The following is a 14,922-nucleotide window of genomic DNA, read 5'->3' as shown; positions in this document are numbered from 1 at the left end:
GGTTTGGCCCCGGCTTGATGTCAGATAGATTCTCAGGCTCTCATGCCGCCTGCGACAGGCTGGAATCGTCGATCCGCTTGTTGCGCATGATGGCGCGCATGATGTTTTCCTGGCTGGCTTCCTGCTTGGGGATGTGGCCCACGAACTGACCTTCGTTCATCACGTAGATGCGGTCGCACATGCCCAGCAGTTCCGGCATCTCCGACGAGATCATGATGATGCACTTGCCCTCGGCGGCCAGCTTGCTGATGATGTTGTAGATCTCGAACTTGGCGCCGACGTCGATGCCGCGCGTGGGTTCGTCCAGGATCAGCACTTCCGGTTGCGAGAACAGCCACTTCGACAGCACCACCTTCTGCTGATTGCCGCCGGACAGGTTGACCACCTTCTGCAGCACGCTGGAACAGCGGATGCGCATCTGCGCCTTGAAGTCGGCAGCGATCTTGTATTCGCGCGCCTCGTCGATGACGGAGCGCTCCGAGACACCCTCCAGGTTGGCCAGCGAGATGTTCTTCTTGATGTCTTCTTCCAGCACCAGGCCGTCGCCCTTGCGGTCTTCGGTCACGTAGGCGATGCCCTTGTCAATCGCCTTGCCAATGGTGGAGAGGTCCACTTCCTTGCCGTGCAGGAAGGCCTTGCCGGTGATCTTCTTGCCATAGGCGCGGCCGAAGATGCTCTTGGCCAGTTCGGTACGGCCCGCCCCCATCAGACCGGCGATGCCGACGATCTCGCCGGCGCGCACGCTCATGTTGACGTCCTTGATGGCCAGCCGGTCCGCGTGCAGCGGATGATGCACACGCCAGTCGCGCACCTCGAAGATGACCTCGCCGATCTTGGGGTCACGCTGCGGATAGCGGTCCGCCATCTCGCGACCCACCATGTGCTGGATGATGCGATCTTCGCTGATCGGTTCGGCGCGGCAGTCGAAGGTATCGACCGTGGTGCCGTCGCGCAGCACGGTGATGGAGTCGGCCACCTTGGAAATTTCGTTGAGCTTGTGCGAGATCAGGATCGAGGCGATGCCCTGGCGCTTCAGTTCCAGCAGCAGTTCCAGCAGTGCATCGGAGTCGCTTTCATTGAGGCTGGCGGTCGGCTCATCCAGAATCAGCAGCTTGACTTCCTTGGACAGCGCTTTGGCGATCTCGATCAGCTGTTGCTTGCCCACCCCCAGATCACCCACCTTGGTCAACGGCGATTCCTTCAGGCCGACCTTGGCCAGCAGCGCCTTGGCGCGCACGTAGGACTGTTCCCAGTCGATCACGCCGCCATGCGCCTGCTCGTTACCGAGGAACAGGTTTTCCATCACCGACAGCAGCGGTACCAATGCCAGCTCCTGGTGGATGATGATGATGCCCAGATGTTCGCTGTCGCGGATATCCTTGAAGGCGCGTACCTCATCCTTGTAGACGATGTCGCCGGAATAGGTGCCATGCGGGTAGACGCCGGAGAGCACCTTCATCAGCGTGGATTTGCCCGCGCCGTTTTCGCCGACGATCGCATGGATCTCGCCCTCGCGCACCGCCAGGTTGACGTTGTTCAACGCCTTCACACCCGGGAAGCTCTTCTCGATGCCGCGCATTTCCAGAATGTTGCTCATGATGCTGACCTCTCTTCTGCCGGTCTTGCGACGCTCTGCCAAGCCGGATTTTTTATCTCGTGTGCATTGCTTTGGTGCAAGCACATTATCCTGAAAGTATTTGGGCCTGTTCACATTCAATCCGCGGGTGCGATTGAATGTGAACAGGCCCAGCCCCGCACAGGGCGGGACTATGCTGATCTTGTGTATGCGTGCTGCGAAAGATTCAGCGGGCGGCGCAGAGCAGATGTCATCGACGCCGCCCGGGTGGTGCTTACTTCAGTTGGGCTTCGGTGTAGTAGCCGCTGCCGATCAGGACTTCCTTCCAGTTCGACTTGTCCACCACGACCGGCTTGAGCAGGTACGACGGCACCACCTTCACGCCATTGTTATAGGTCTTGGTGTCGTTGATCTGGGGCTGCTTGCCACCCAGCACGGCATCGACCATACCGACGGTGACCTTGGCCAGCTCGCGGGTATCCTTGAAGATGGTGGAATACTGCTCGCCACGGATGATGGACTTGACCGACTGCACTTCCGCATCCTGACCCGAGACATACGGGAAGGGCTGTTGCGGGGTACCGTAGCCGACGCCGCGCAGCGACGACAGGATACCGATGGACAGGCCGTCATACGGCGACAGCACGGCATTGACCTTGGCGTTGGTATAGAAGGCCGACAGCAGGTTATCCATACGGGCCTGGGCGGTAGCCGGATCCCAGCGCAGGGTCGCGACCTTGTCCATGCCCATCTGCTTGGAGCGCACCACCAGCTTGCCGCTGTCGATGTAAGGCTTCAGCACCGACATGGCGCCGTTGTAGAAGAAGAAGGCGTTGTTGTCGTCCGAGGAGCCGCCGAACAGTTCGATGTTGAACGGACCCTTGCCTTCCTTCAGGCCCAGGGCCTTTTCCAGCGATTGTGCCTGCAGCACGCCGACCTGGAAGTTGTCGAAGGTGGCATAGTAGTCGACGTTCTTGGAACCACGGATCAGGCGGTCATAGGCGATGACCTTGACGCCCTTGTCGGCGGCCTTCTGCAGCACGTCGGTCAGGGTGGTGCCGTCGATGGCGGCAATCACCAGCACCTTGGCGCCCTTGGTCAGCATGTTCTCGATCTGGGACAGCTGGTTGGGGATGTCGTCTTCGGCGTATTGCAGGTCGGTCTGGTAGCCCTTTTCCTTGAGGACCTTGACCATGTTGTTGCCGTCGGCGATCCAGCGTGCCGAGGACTTGGTGGGCATGGCCACGCCGACCAGCGACTTGCTCTGCGCGCTCACCTGTGCGCTGATGGACATCAGGGTGACACCCAGGCCGAGCGCGATGCCGGTCAATACCGATTTGATTTTCATGCTATGAGTCTCCAGTCTCTTTTATGGAATGGCGTGTTGTAGTTATTCACAAACAGCGCCGCTAGTTCTGATGAATGTCATGCAGAGCAACTGTTTTGCGGGCTCTACATTAATTGCTTTACCAATACATTTCTAATGATTTTTTGAGCGTAATGGATATGTTTTTCGGTATAACTCCCTCTATGTAAAGTTATCTTAATTAAGCTTAGAAAAACCCGCTCAAGCGCCGGCTGGCGCGGCTTTCGCCGATCCGGCCGGTTTGCCGCGCAGGGCCCCCAGGGAAATGACACGTTGCGCGACGCAAAAGACGAACAGGAGCGCGCCGATGAAGATCTTGGTCCACCAGGAACTGAGGCTGCCATCGAAGGCGATGAGGGTCTGGATCACACCAAGGATGAGCACGCCGGTGAGCGTGCCGGCCACATAACCATAGCCACCGGTGAGCAGGGTGCCGCCGATGACCACGGCCGCAATCGCATCCAGTTCCACGCCCTGCGCATGCAATCCATAACCGGACAGCATGTAGAACGAGAACAGCAGACCGGCCACCGACGCGCAGAAACCGCTGAAGGCATAGACCAAGACCTTGGTGCGCGCCACCGGCAAGCCCATCAGCATGGCCGAGCTTTCGCTGCCGCCGATGGCATAGACGGCGCGCCCGAAGCGCGTGCCATGCGCCATCCAGATGGCCACGGCCAGCACGATCAGCGCGATCACCACGCTGGGCGAGATGAACAGGCCCGCGAATTCGATGCGCGTCTGCGACATCGCCGTGAAGAAGGGATCGTCGATCGTGATGGAATCGATACTGATGAGGTAGCACAGGCCGCGCGCCAGGAACATGCCAGCCAGCGTCACGATGAAAGCCTGCAGCTTGAAGTAGTGGATCATTGCGCCCATGGCGGCACCGAAGCCGGCACCCATCAGCAGGACCGTGACCATCACCAGCAGCGGCGGCCAGTGCCAGTGCTGCAGCAGGAAGGCCGCCACCATCGTGGTCAGCGCCAGCACCGAACCGACCGACAGGTCGATGCCGCCGGAGAGGATGACAAAACTCATGCCGATGGCCACCACCAGCAGGAAGGCATTGTCGATGAGCAGGTTCAGCATCACCTGCGGCGACAGGAAACCGTCGTACCCTGCTGCCCCTGCAAGCAGCATAATCACCAGCAACACCACGGTCACCATGGAGGTAAACCACGGCGCATGGGAAGCGCGCCGCAAGGAAGAAACGAGCATCATGATCTGGACATCCTCAACATGCGACGGAATTGCGGCGACTGCGACAGGCAGACCAGGAACACCACGATGGACTTGACCACCATGTTGACCTCGGGCGGCACGCCCAGCGAATAGATCGTATAGGTCAGGGTCTGGATGATGAGCGCACCGATGACGCTGCCCACCAGGCTGAACCTGCCCCCGGCCAGCGAGGTGCCGCCCAGGGTAACGGCCAGGATGGCATCGAGCTCCAGCAGCAGGCCGGCGTTGTTGGCGTCGGCGCTCTTGATGTTGGAGGCGATCATCAGCCCGGCCAGCCCGGCGCAGGCGCTGCAGAACATATAGACGAAGAAGATCAGCGCCGCCGTGCGGATGCCGGCCAGGCGCGAGGCCACCGGGTTGATGCCGACCGATTCGATGAACAGGCCCAGGGCGGTCTTCTTCATCAGCAGCGCCAGCAGCAGGAACATGCCCACGGCGATGTAGAGCGAGAACGGCAGGCCGAACAGGTAGCCGCCGCCCAAGAAGAAGAATGGCTTGTAGTAGACCGTCACGATCTGGCCATCGGTGAGCAACTGCGCCAGTCCGCGCCCGGCCACCATCAGGATCAGCGTGGCGATGATGGGCTGCAGCCCCAGGCCCGCCACCAGCACGCCGTTCCAGGCGCCGCACAGCAGCGCCGCGCCCATGGCAGCGGCCAGCGCCCACACCATCGGTACGTTGCTGACATACTCCGGCACACCATTGACCACCACCATCTTGCCACCGATCAGGATCGCTGCGACCGCGCCGGAAATGGCCACCACCGCACCCACCGAAATATCCACGCCACGCGTGGCGATGACCAGGGTCATGCCCAGCGCCGCCAGCATCAGCGGCGCGGCCCGGTTGACGATATCGATCAGCGCGCCATACAGATGACCATCCTTGATCTCCAGCTTGAAGAAGCCCGGCACCAGCAGGAAATCGATCAGCAGCAGCAGCGCCAGTGCCGCCAGCGGGCGCACCAGCGGATGACGCAACAGCGCCGTCCAGCCCGGCCCACCGCCGTGGGTGGCGGTATCGGGAATCAGTTTGGAATCCATGGAAGCACTCATGCGGCCTCTCCCGCGATGACCTGCAAGACCGACTGCTCGTCGAGTTCACCGCGACGGTATTCGCCACAGGCACGACGGTCGCGCAGCACCAGCATGCGGTCACTGCAGCGCAGGACCTCGGCAATCTCGGAGGAAATGAAAAGAATGGACATACCCTTGCGGCACATGGCGATGACGAAATCCATGATCTCCTGCTTGGCCCGCACGTCGATGCCGCGCGTGGGTTCATCCAGGATCAGCATGCCCGGGTCGGTCGCCAGCCAGCGCGCCAGCAAGGCCTTCTGCTGGTTGCCGCCGGAGAGCAGGCCGATCGGGGTTTCCAGGTCGGCAGTCTTGATGCCCAGCCATTTCACGTAATCGCTGGCGATCTGGTTCTGGCGCTTGCGCGGCAGTACGCGGAACAGGCCCTGCCTTGCCTGCAGCGCCAGGATGATGTTTTCGCGCACCGACAACTCCAGGATCGCACCTTCCTTCTTGCGGTCCTCGGAACAGAAACCGATGCCGGCCGCAATCGCATCGCGCGGCACATTGAGCCTGACGGCGCGACCTTCGATGCGCAGTTGCCCGCTGTCGGCGCGGTCGGCGCCGAACAGCAGACGCGCCATCTCGGTCCGTCCCGAGCCCAGCAGGCCGCACAGGCCATACACTTCACCGCGCCGCAATTCCAGGTCCTGCGGCGCCAGTACGCCACGCCGACCGAACCCGTCGGCCTGCAGGAAGACTTCGCCCTGCTCTGCCGCATCGGCCGACAGCCCCGAGGCCAGGGCCTCGGCACCGGCTTCGACCTTGCGATGATCGACTGCGGTCACGCCCACCATCTTGTTGACCAGCTCCAGACGTGAGAGGTCGGCGACCAGGTATTCGCCTTCGCGGACCCCATTGCGCAGCACCGTGATGCGGTCCGAAATCTCGTAGGTCTGGTCCAGGAAATGGGTCACGAAGAGAATCGCCATGCCCTGCTCGCGCAGGCGCCGCAGCACCTTGAACAACTGCTGCACCTCGGCCTCGTCCAGGCTGGAGGTGGGCTCATCCAGGATCAGCACCTTGGCCGATACCGACAGAGCACGCGAGATCGCCACCATCTGCTGGATCGCCAGCGGATAGGACGACAACTGGGCCGCCACATCGATATCGATCTGCAATTGCTGCTGCAGCAGCAGCTTCGCCTGTGCGTGGACGCTGTTCCAGTCGATCCGACCGAAGCGCTTGGGATAGCGGCCGATGAAGATATTCTCGGCCACCGACAGATTGGGACACAGATTGACTTCCTGATAGACCGTGCTGATGCCCAGCGCCTGCGCCTCCAGCGTGGAGGCCGGTGCAATGGCGCGGCCATCCAGTTCGATCTTGCCCTGATCGGGCTCATGCACGCCAGTCAACACCTTGATCAGCGTGGACTTGCCTGCGCCGTTCTGTCCCATCAGGGTATGCACTTCCCCCGGGAACAGCCGCAAGCCGACATCGGTGAGCGCCTTCACGCCCGCAAATGCCTTGTGTACACCACTCAATTCCAGCATGGGACGCGCCTGCGCCCCGACAGACATCGTCATCGCAACTCCATCAAAACCATCGCAACACCTCATGCGCCAGCATGCGCACCAGGTCCGACCCGCCCGACCAGCAACACACCCGCCCTGAAGCCCAGGGCGGGTGTGTTGCCTTCATGCCGATCTCAATACTTGCGGTTCGGGAATTCCTTGGCCGCCACTTCGGCCGGGAAGACGCTTTCCTCGGTAGTGATGCGCTTGGGCACTTCCTTGCCGGCCTTGATGTCCTTGGCGATCTGCATCAGTTGCGGACCCAGCAGCGGACTGCATTCCACGGTCACATTGAGCTTGCCGGCCATCATGGCTTCGAAGGCACCCTTCACGCCGTCGATGGAGATGATGATGATGTCCTTGCCCGGCTTCATGCCGGCCTCTTCGATGGCCTGGATCGCGCCGATGGCCATGTCGTCGTTGTGGGCGTAGAGCACGTTGATCTTCTTGCCCTCGGCCTTGAGGAAGGCTTCCATCACTTCCTTGCCCTTGGCGCGGGTGAAGTCGCCGGTCTGCGAACGGATGATCTTCAGGCGCGGTTCGCCCTTGATGACTTCCTCGAAGCCGGTCTTGCGATCGATCGCCGGGGCCGAGCCGACGGTACCCTGCAGTTCGACGATATTGATGTCACCGGCCGGCATGGACTTGGCCTTTTCCAGCAGCCAGCGACCGGCGCGGCGACCCTCTTCGACGAAGTCCGAACCGATGAAGGTCACGTACAGCGACTTGTCGGTGACGTTGACGGCACGGTCGGTCAGGATGACCGGGATCTTGGCGGCCTTGGCTTCACGCAGCACGGTTTCCCAGCCCGATTCCACCACCGGCGAGAAGGCGATCACATCCACCTTTTGCGCGATGAAGGAGCGGATCGCCTTGACCTGGTTTTCCTGCTTCTGCTGGGCGTCCGCGAATTTGAGGTTGACGCCGGCCTGCTTGGCAGCGTCCTTGATGGATACGGTATTGGCGGTGCGCCATTCACTCTCGGCACCCACCTGCGAGAAGCCCATGGTCAGCGGTTTGTCGGCAGCGAAAGCCGAAAGGCTCATGGCGCTGCTACCCAGGCTCATGCAAATGGCTGCGCCCAGAAGCGCTCTTCTTTTCGAGTTCATTGTCAGTCTCCGTTGGCAGGGAATTGTGGACTTCCCCTTGTTGTATGCGTGGATTGCGCTGCGCCGGAATACGTTTGATTTATAAGTATGAAGCCGGGAAGCGGCGCGGTGCGGCTGAAATCCTGGACGACCCTGTAGTCCCTGAAGGTCGTGAAGTCCCTGATTCGCGCTCCATATTAGGCAAGCGACCAATAGGTATCCAATGAATTTTTAATGTTTTTCGATACCGTTTCGCACATCGTTGGGGAAAATCGCCTCAGCGCCGCACCAGCGGGAGACCACTCCCGCACCGCGTCGGCGCATATCGGGCGGATGTGGCAGCGGGCAGCGCGCGCCACGCAATTTTGATATCGTTTGCGATGTTTTTTTCATTATTCCCTATCGGGGGGCGGTGATAGGATCAGCCAGATTTTTTTTGAAGCGCAAGCCTGAAGACCGAGCGCGAATCCACGTGAGCCCACTCCTTCTTCCTGCCGACGACTTCGCTGTCCCCACGACGGGACGCCGCACCACCGCAACGCTGATGCGCGCCGCACTCCATAACAAGATACGAGACACCATGCCATCCCGAGCAACCGATGCCAACCACGCAGGCTCCAAGGGGCTGCCGGAAATCCATACCCTGCAATCAGGGCGTCAGCGTCTGCACGTGCTACCCGCCCTGGGCGGTGCGCTGGCCGGGTGGGAATGGCAGCGCGAGCGCAAATGGCTGCCGCTGCTGCGCCCCTGGAGCGCCGACCCGGCGGCCCTCTACGCGACGGCCTGCTTTCCGCTGCTGCCCTGGTCCAACCGCATCACCGGCGGCGGTTTCGATTTCGATGGCAAGCATTACCCCCTGCAGCCCAACCGCGATGGCGAACCGTTTCCCATCCATGGTGACAGCTGGCGCCAGGCCTGGAGCATCGTGGCCCAGGCCGAGGACCGCATGACGCTGGAACTGGACTCGGCGCGCTGCGATGGCAACCCCTATGTCTATCATGCGCGGCAGGTGCTGACACTGCGCGAGAACGCGCTGGAGATAGAACTGCGCGTCACCAACGCCGGCGAAGAGACCCTGCCCTATGGCCTGGGCCTGCATCCTTACTTCCTGCACGATGCACACACCCGCCTGCAGTTCCGTGCACGCGGCGTGTGGCTGTCCGGACCTGATCGCATCCCCACCGGCTTCAGCCGCCAGTTGCCGGCCGGCTGGAACTACAACCGCCCGGCGCTGCTGCAGGGTGGCCTGATCGACAATTGCTTCGAGGGCTGGGACGGCCTGGCCATGATCGAAGATCCTACCCGCGGCCTGCGCCTGCAGATGCACACCACCGACCGCAGCGGTTACGTGCTGATGTTCCGTCCCAATGGCCTGCCGTATTTCTGCCTGGAACCGGTGACGCACCCGGTCGACGCCTTCCACCTGCCCAACCAGCCTGGCCTGATCGCGCTGGCGCCCGGAGAAGACATGGTGCTGCTGACCCGCTTCACGGTCTGTGACATCGCCCAGGAACAGGCACGCAGCGAAACGAACCATACCAGCCTGGCGCGCTGACGCCCGGCACCGAACATGACGACCCACCAAGACCTCCAAACAGACTGCGCCCTGATCGCCCTCGACTGGGGCACCTCCTCGCTGCGCTGCTACCGCTTCGACCGTAACGGCCAGGTGATCGAACGCCGCGCCCATCCCTGGGGCATCATGAACCTGCCCGCCGTGGAGCATGGCGAGGACGCGCACGCGCCCTATCGTGCCGCGCTGGAAGCAGCCTGCGGCGACTGGCTCAAGGCCGCACCGCAGGCGCCGCTGATTGCCGCCGGCATGGTCGGCAGCAAGCAGGGCTGGCGCGAAGCCGCCTACCTGAACGTGCCACTCTCGCCCGACCTGATCGGCAGCAAGCTGACCGAAGTCGATACCGGCCTGGGCCGTGCGCTGTGGATCGTGCCGGGCCTGCTGCAGGCCTCGACCCTGCCCAACGTGATGCGCGGCGAGGAAACCCAGGTCATCGGCGCCCTGCAGACGCGCCATGAGCGCGAGCTGCTGATCGGCCTGCCTGGCACCCATTCGAAGTGGGTGCGCGTGCTCGATGGCTGCATCGAGCATTTCGACACCTTCATGACCGGCGAAGTCTACGGCGCCCTGTGCGCCCACACCATCCTCGGTCGCACCATGCACAAGCCCGAGGCCGCAGATGATGCCGCCTTCCTGCGCGGCGCGCGCGTGGCGCTGGGGCCGGAAGGCAAGAGCGGCGTGCTCTCCAACATCTTCAGCAGCCGCACCCTGGGCCTGACCGGCGAACTGGCGGCCGAGGCGCAGCCGGACTATCTGTCGGGCCTGTTGATCGGCCACGAGCTGGCCGCCCTGAAAACCCTGTACCCGGCACAAGCGCCAACCATCGTCCTGATTGGCGACGCTGGTCTGTGCCGCCGCTACCAGCTGGCATTGGACCTGTTCGGCCTGGGGCCGGTCAGCCAGGCCGACGCCGCCACCGAAGTCGGCCTATGGGTGCTGGCGCGCCACGCCGGACTGGTCGCCTGAGGCCAAGGTCGCCACCATCAACCGCATCACGGAAGAGAATATGCAACTCCAGACCCAACGATTCAACGACGCCCTGCGCCACACCGGCATGATCGCCATCCTGCGCGGCGTGCGTAATGCCGAGGCCGAAGCCATCGGCGCGGCCCTCTATGACAGCGGTTTTCGCATCATCGAGGTACCCCTCAATTCGCCCGACCCGCTGGTGAGCATCAGCGCCCTGCGCAAGAGCCTGCCGGCCGACTGCATCGTCGGCGCCGGCACGGTGTTGAAGCCCGCGCAGGTACAGCAGGTCAAGGATGCCGGTGGCGAACTGATCGTCATGCCCCACAGCGATGGCGCCGTCATCCGCGCAGCCCGTGACGCCGGCCTCTACAGCGCACCGGGCGTCGCCACCGTGACCGAGGCCTTTGCCGCCCTGGACAACGGTGCCGACGTCCTCAAGATGTTCCCGGCCGAACAGCTCGGCCCCCAGGTGGTCAAGGCCTGGCGTGCCGTCATCTCGCGGGACATCGCGCTGCTGCCGGTGGGCGGCATCACGCCCGAGGGCATGGCGGTGTTCCGCGCGGCCGGTGCATCGGGCTTCGGCTTGGGCTCGGCCTTGTACACCCCCGGCCTGTCGGCCGAGGAAGTACGCCAGCGTGCCGTGGCCTTCGTGGCCGCATGGAAGGCGCTGGGCTGAGGCCTGACGGACTGACAGGCAGCCAGCGCGATTGCCAGCCCAGGACATTCATCGTTGCAACCGATCGCAAGCCGATCATTTTTCACCTGAACAGATTAAACGCATAACCGGACAGAACAATGAAAATCACCAAGATCACTACCTTCATCGTGCCGCCGCGCTGGTGCTTCCTCAAGATCGAGACTGACGAAGGCATCGTCGGCTGGGGCGAGCCCATCGTCGAAGGTCGTGCCCATAGCGTCTCGGCCGCCGTGGACGAACTGGCCGACTACCTGATCGGCAAGGACCCGCGCAATATCGAAGACCACTGGACAGTGCTCTATCGCGGTGGCTTCTACCGTGGCGGCGCCATCCACATGAGCGCCCTGGCCGGTATCGACCAGGCCCTGTGGGATATCAAGGGCAAGGCCCTGGGTGTACCGGTACACCAGTTGCTGGGTGGCGCAGTGCGTGACTCCATCCGCGTGTATTCCTGGATCGGCGGCGACCGCCCGGCCGATACCGCTGCAGCGGCCAAGAATGCGGTGGCACGCGGCTTCACCGCCGTGAAGATGAATGGCACCGAAGAACTGCAATTCATCGACAGCCACGACAAGATCGAACTGACCCTGGCCAACGTCCAGGCCGTGCGCGAAGCGGTCGGCCCCAACGTGGGTATCGGCGTGGACTTCCACGGCCGCGTGCACAAGCCCATGGCCAAGGTATTGATCAAGGAACTGGAGCCGTACAAGCTGATGTTCATCGAAGAGCCGGTGCTGTCGGAGAACTACGAGGCCCTGAAGGAAATCGCCCACCTGACCTCGACCCCGATCGCCCTGGGTGAACGCCTGTATTCGCGCTGGGACTTCAAGCGCATCCTCTCCGAGGGTTACGTGGACATCATCCAGCCCGACGTGTCGCACGCCGGCGGCATCACCGAGACCCGCAAGATCGCCATGATGGCCGAGGCCTACGACGTGGCGCTGGCGCTGCACTGCCCGCTGGGTCCGATCGCCCTGGCCTCCTGCCTGCAGGTGGACGCCGGCAGCTACAACGCCTTCATCCAGGAACAGAGCCTGGGCATCCACTACAACGAAAGCAATGACCTGCTGGACTACATCCGCGACAAGAACGTGTTCGCCTATGAAGACGGCTACGTCAAGATCCCGCAAGGCCCCGGCCTGGGCATCGAGATCAACGAAGAATATGTCCGTCAGCGCGCCGAAGTCGGCCACCGCTGGCGCAACCCGATCTGGCGCCACAAGGACGGCAGTTTTGCCGAGTGGTAACAAGCCAAACCCTCCTCCTCGGTAGTCCCTCGGCCCGGTCCCAGCGCAAGCTGGCCGGGCTTTTTTTCGGCCGCACTGCTGACGTAGACGCGTAGATTCATCTGCTGAATCGATGGAGTTGATCTAAATATTCCATTTAACAGATGAATCAAATACTGGCAAAGTCACGCTTTTTGATTTTTCCTGCAGGTTCTTCATGACGCCCGGCACCTCTCCCCGCTCCACTTCCCCTGGCGAATCCGTCCGCAGCCGTAACGCCACCCGCGCCACGATGGCGCAGTTCTTCGTCAACGGTGCCACCTTCGCCACCTGGGGCGTGCTGATTCCCTCGGTGAAGGAGCGTTTCGCGCTGTCCGACGCGGTGCTGTCGCTGGCCATGCTGGCCGTGGCCGGGGGCGCGCTGCTGACCATGGGCCAGTCCGGCAAGTGGATCGCCCGCGTCGGTAGTGCCCGTGCCCTGCGCCAGGTCGGCATCCTGTATGCGGCCACGCTATTGCTGATCCCGCTGGCACCCCAGTTCTGGATGCTGGTGGCGCTGTTGCTGGTGTTCGGCAGCGCCATGGCCGCCTTCGATGTGGCCATGTCGGTACAGGCTGCGCTGGTGGAAGGCCAGCGCACGCGGCCCATCATGTCCACCCTGCACGCCATGTTCAGCATCGGCGGCATCGCCGGCTCGGCGCTGGGTGCCCTGCCCGGGCTGTCGCCGCTGGCCCATGCGGCGCTGGTCGGGGCCGGCACACTGGCGGTGGCCTTGTCCATCGGCCCCTTCGCCCTGCCCGACGCCGTACATGACGAGACCACGGGCGCTAGCGGGGCCGATGGCCGGGCGCGCCGCATGGTATTGGTGCTGGGTGGCATCGCCTTCCTGGCGCTGGTGTGCGAGGGTGGCATGTATGACTGGGCAGCGGTGTACATGCGCGACGTGGCGCAATCGCCGGCGGCCTGGGTCAGCTACAGCTATGCGGCGTTTTCCACCGGCATGGCGGCCGGACGGCTGACCGGCGACCGCATCCGTGCCCGCATCGGCGGCCTGCGCACCCTGGCCTGGAGCGGAGTGGCCGGCGCCGCCGGCATCGCCCTGGCGGCAGCCTGGCCGGCCCCGCTGGCCACCATGGCCGGGCTGCTGCTGGCGGGCCTGGGCATTGCCAACCTGATGCCGATCTTCTTCCTGGCCGCAGCCCGGGTGCCTGGCATGGCGGCCGCCGAGAGCATTGCCGCCGTGGCGCGCTTCGCCTATGTGGGTATGCTGCTGGGCCCGGTCTTCATCGGTGGCGTGGCCGAACATCTGGGCTTGCGGGTGAGCTTCGTGGGGGTGTCGCTGGTGATGGTGGTGGTCGCACTGTTCGGCGGCAAGGCGGTGCGGCGTTTCATCTGAAGCAGCGCGGCAGTCTGGATGCGATCACCTGCGGGCGGGGCGTGCCGTGGGAGAGTGCGAGGACCACCAGATGAGGTCGGCGAACATCCAGCCAGCTCACGCCCTTCCCTGCTCCCGCGCCTGTTCCATCAACAATTCGAGAAACGCCGCCGGTGCTGCGTCCAGCACTGGTGCGCCATTGCGGGCGGCACCCTTGTGCGTGACCACCAGTTCCCAGCACAGCTCCACGCCGCGCAGGTTGACCGTGGCCAGCTTGCCCCGGCGCGAGCGCACCACGTCACGCGGCAACAGGGCCACGCCCAGTCCGTGCACCACCAGGTCCAGCAAGGTCACCAGATCGCTGACCTCGAAGGCCAGGCGGCGCCGCAGGCCGGCTTCGGCAAAGCCGCGATCCACCAGGGCCCGCGTACCCAGGCCGGTCTCGAAATCGACGAAATCCTCGCCGGCCAGTTGCTCCAGCGTCACCGAGCGCGCCTTGGCCAGGCGATGGGTAGGGATGCAGGCCAACACCAGGTCTTCGCAGGCGATGATATGGCTCTGCAGGCCTTCGCCGCTTTCTTCGATGGGCAGGACGGCCAGGTCCAGCTGGCGCGAGGCCACCTTCTCGTTCAACTCGCCCGCCGCCCCCTGGCACAGCCGCACCTCCACCGCAGGATGACGACGATGGAAGCGTGCCAGCACCGCCGGCAGGTCGACGAAGGAAGGCAGGCTTTGCACCGTGCCGATGGACAGGCGGCCGCGTCGCATGGCATTGACGTCGGCCACATCGGTGGCGCCCTGCTCCAGCGCACCCAGTGCGCGCCGGGCGCTGTCGAGGAAGGCTTCGCCGGCGGCGGTCAGCTCGACCCGACGTGTGGTGCGCACGAACAGCGGCGCGGCCAGTTCCTCTTCCAGCAGGCGGATGGAGGACGACAACGCCGATTGCACGATGTGGCAGCGCGAAGCCGCCCGGGTAAAACTCTTTTCTTCCGCCAGCGCCACGAATTGGCGCAGTTGCCTCAGTTCCATACGGCCCCTGGTGAGAATCTTGTTGAGAGAATCTGGTTTATCTGTGAAATGGATGGATCAAGTCCAGATCATCGATTCTACCCATAAGTGGATCCGGCCAGACGGTGGGCGGAAAACACCCGTTCCTTGTCGAAAAATCCCGACGATCATGCGAACCCGCGGCGGGCGGCGCACGAGACGGATAA

12 protein-coding genes are annotated in these 14,922 nt (G+C 63.2%); 5 read left to right on the top strand and 7 right to left on the bottom strand.

Annotated elements, in window-relative coordinates:
• Positions 1–40: 40 nt before the first annotated feature.
• The 6 genes from mmsA to I5R65_RS08390 all read right to left on the bottom strand — a co-directional run bounded on the left by mmsA (position 41) and on the right by I5R65_RS08390 (position 7,889).
• Positions 41–1,597, bottom strand: a complete 1,557-nt coding sequence (gene mmsA, locus I5R65_RS08415) for a multiple monosaccharide ABC transporter ATP-binding protein (protein ID WP_180666227.1) — start codon at positions 1,595–1,597, stop codon at positions 41–43.
• A gap of 253 nt (positions 1,598–1,850) precedes the next feature.
• Positions 1,851–2,924, bottom strand: coding sequence for a multiple monosaccharide ABC transporter substrate-binding protein (gene chvE / locus I5R65_RS08410; protein ID WP_180666224.1), 1,074 nt, complete (start codon positions 2,922–2,924; stop codon positions 1,851–1,853).
• A gap of 219 nt (positions 2,925–3,143) precedes the next feature.
• On the bottom strand, positions 3,144–4,166 hold the full coding sequence (gene yjfF, locus I5R65_RS08405; RefSeq protein WP_180666222.1) for a galactofuranose ABC transporter, permease protein YjfF: 1,023 nt from the start codon (positions 4,164–4,166) through the stop codon (positions 3,144–3,146).
• Complete coding sequence (locus I5R65_RS08400) at positions 4,163–5,242, bottom strand: ABC transporter permease (protein WP_180666220.1); 1,080 nt, start codon at positions 5,240–5,242, stop codon at positions 4,163–4,165. Before I5R65_RS08400 ends, yjfF begins: the two co-directional genes overlap by 4 nt.
• A complete protein-coding gene (locus I5R65_RS08395; protein WP_180666218.1) occupies positions 5,239–6,792 on the bottom strand; it encodes a sugar ABC transporter ATP-binding protein in 1,554 nt (517 codons plus the stop codon). Before I5R65_RS08395 ends, I5R65_RS08400 begins: the two co-directional genes overlap by 4 nt.
• 122 nt (positions 6,793–6,914) lie before the next feature.
• Entirely contained in the window at positions 6,915–7,889 is a 975-nt protein-coding gene (locus tag I5R65_RS08390) for an ABC transporter substrate-binding protein (RefSeq protein ID WP_180666216.1), read from the bottom strand.
• A 559-nt stretch (positions 7,890–8,448) separates the two neighbouring features.
• On the opposite strand from I5R65_RS08390, the gene I5R65_RS08385 reads away from it, so the two are divergent.
• The 5 genes from I5R65_RS08385 (at position 8,449) to I5R65_RS08365 (ending at position 13,729) form a co-directional block, all read left to right on the top strand.
• Positions 8,449–9,423, top strand: coding sequence for an aldose 1-epimerase (locus tag I5R65_RS08385; RefSeq protein WP_180666214.1), 975 nt, complete (start codon positions 8,449–8,451; stop codon positions 9,421–9,423).
• A 15-nt stretch (positions 9,424–9,438) separates the two neighbouring features.
• A complete protein-coding gene (locus tag I5R65_RS08380; protein WP_180666212.1) occupies positions 9,439–10,407 on the top strand; it encodes a 2-dehydro-3-deoxygalactonokinase in 969 nt (322 codons plus the stop codon).
• Between the two features lie 40 nt (positions 10,408–10,447).
• A complete protein-coding gene (locus tag I5R65_RS08375) occupies positions 10,448–11,086 on the top strand; it encodes a 2-dehydro-3-deoxy-6-phosphogalactonate aldolase (protein ID WP_180666210.1) in 639 nt (212 codons plus the stop codon).
• Positions 11,087–11,205: 119 nt separating this feature from the next.
• A complete protein-coding gene (dgoD, locus tag I5R65_RS08370) occupies positions 11,206–12,354 on the top strand; it encodes a galactonate dehydratase (RefSeq protein WP_077236655.1) in 1,149 nt (382 codons plus the stop codon).
• Positions 12,355–12,550: 196 nt separating this feature from the next.
• Entirely contained in the window at positions 12,551–13,729 is a 1,179-nt protein-coding gene (locus I5R65_RS08365; protein ID WP_180666209.1) for an MFS transporter, read from the top strand.
• A gap of 96 nt (positions 13,730–13,825) precedes the next feature.
• On the opposite strand, the gene I5R65_RS08360 is transcribed toward I5R65_RS08365, so the two are convergent.
• Positions 13,826–14,737 (bottom strand): LysR family transcriptional regulator, encoded by a 912-nt coding sequence (locus I5R65_RS08360; RefSeq protein WP_180666207.1) that lies wholly within the window; start codon positions 14,735–14,737, stop codon positions 13,826–13,828.
• Between the last annotated feature and the right edge of the window lie 185 nt (positions 14,738–14,922).

Source organism: Herbaspirillum sp. AP02 (assembly GCF_015767275.1).
Taxonomy (GTDB): domain Bacteria; phylum Pseudomonadota; class Gammaproteobacteria; order Burkholderiales; family Burkholderiaceae_D; genus Herbaspirillum.
Note: the sequence above shows the minus strand (reverse complement) of the source record. Positions and strands in the feature narration are given on the sequence as shown.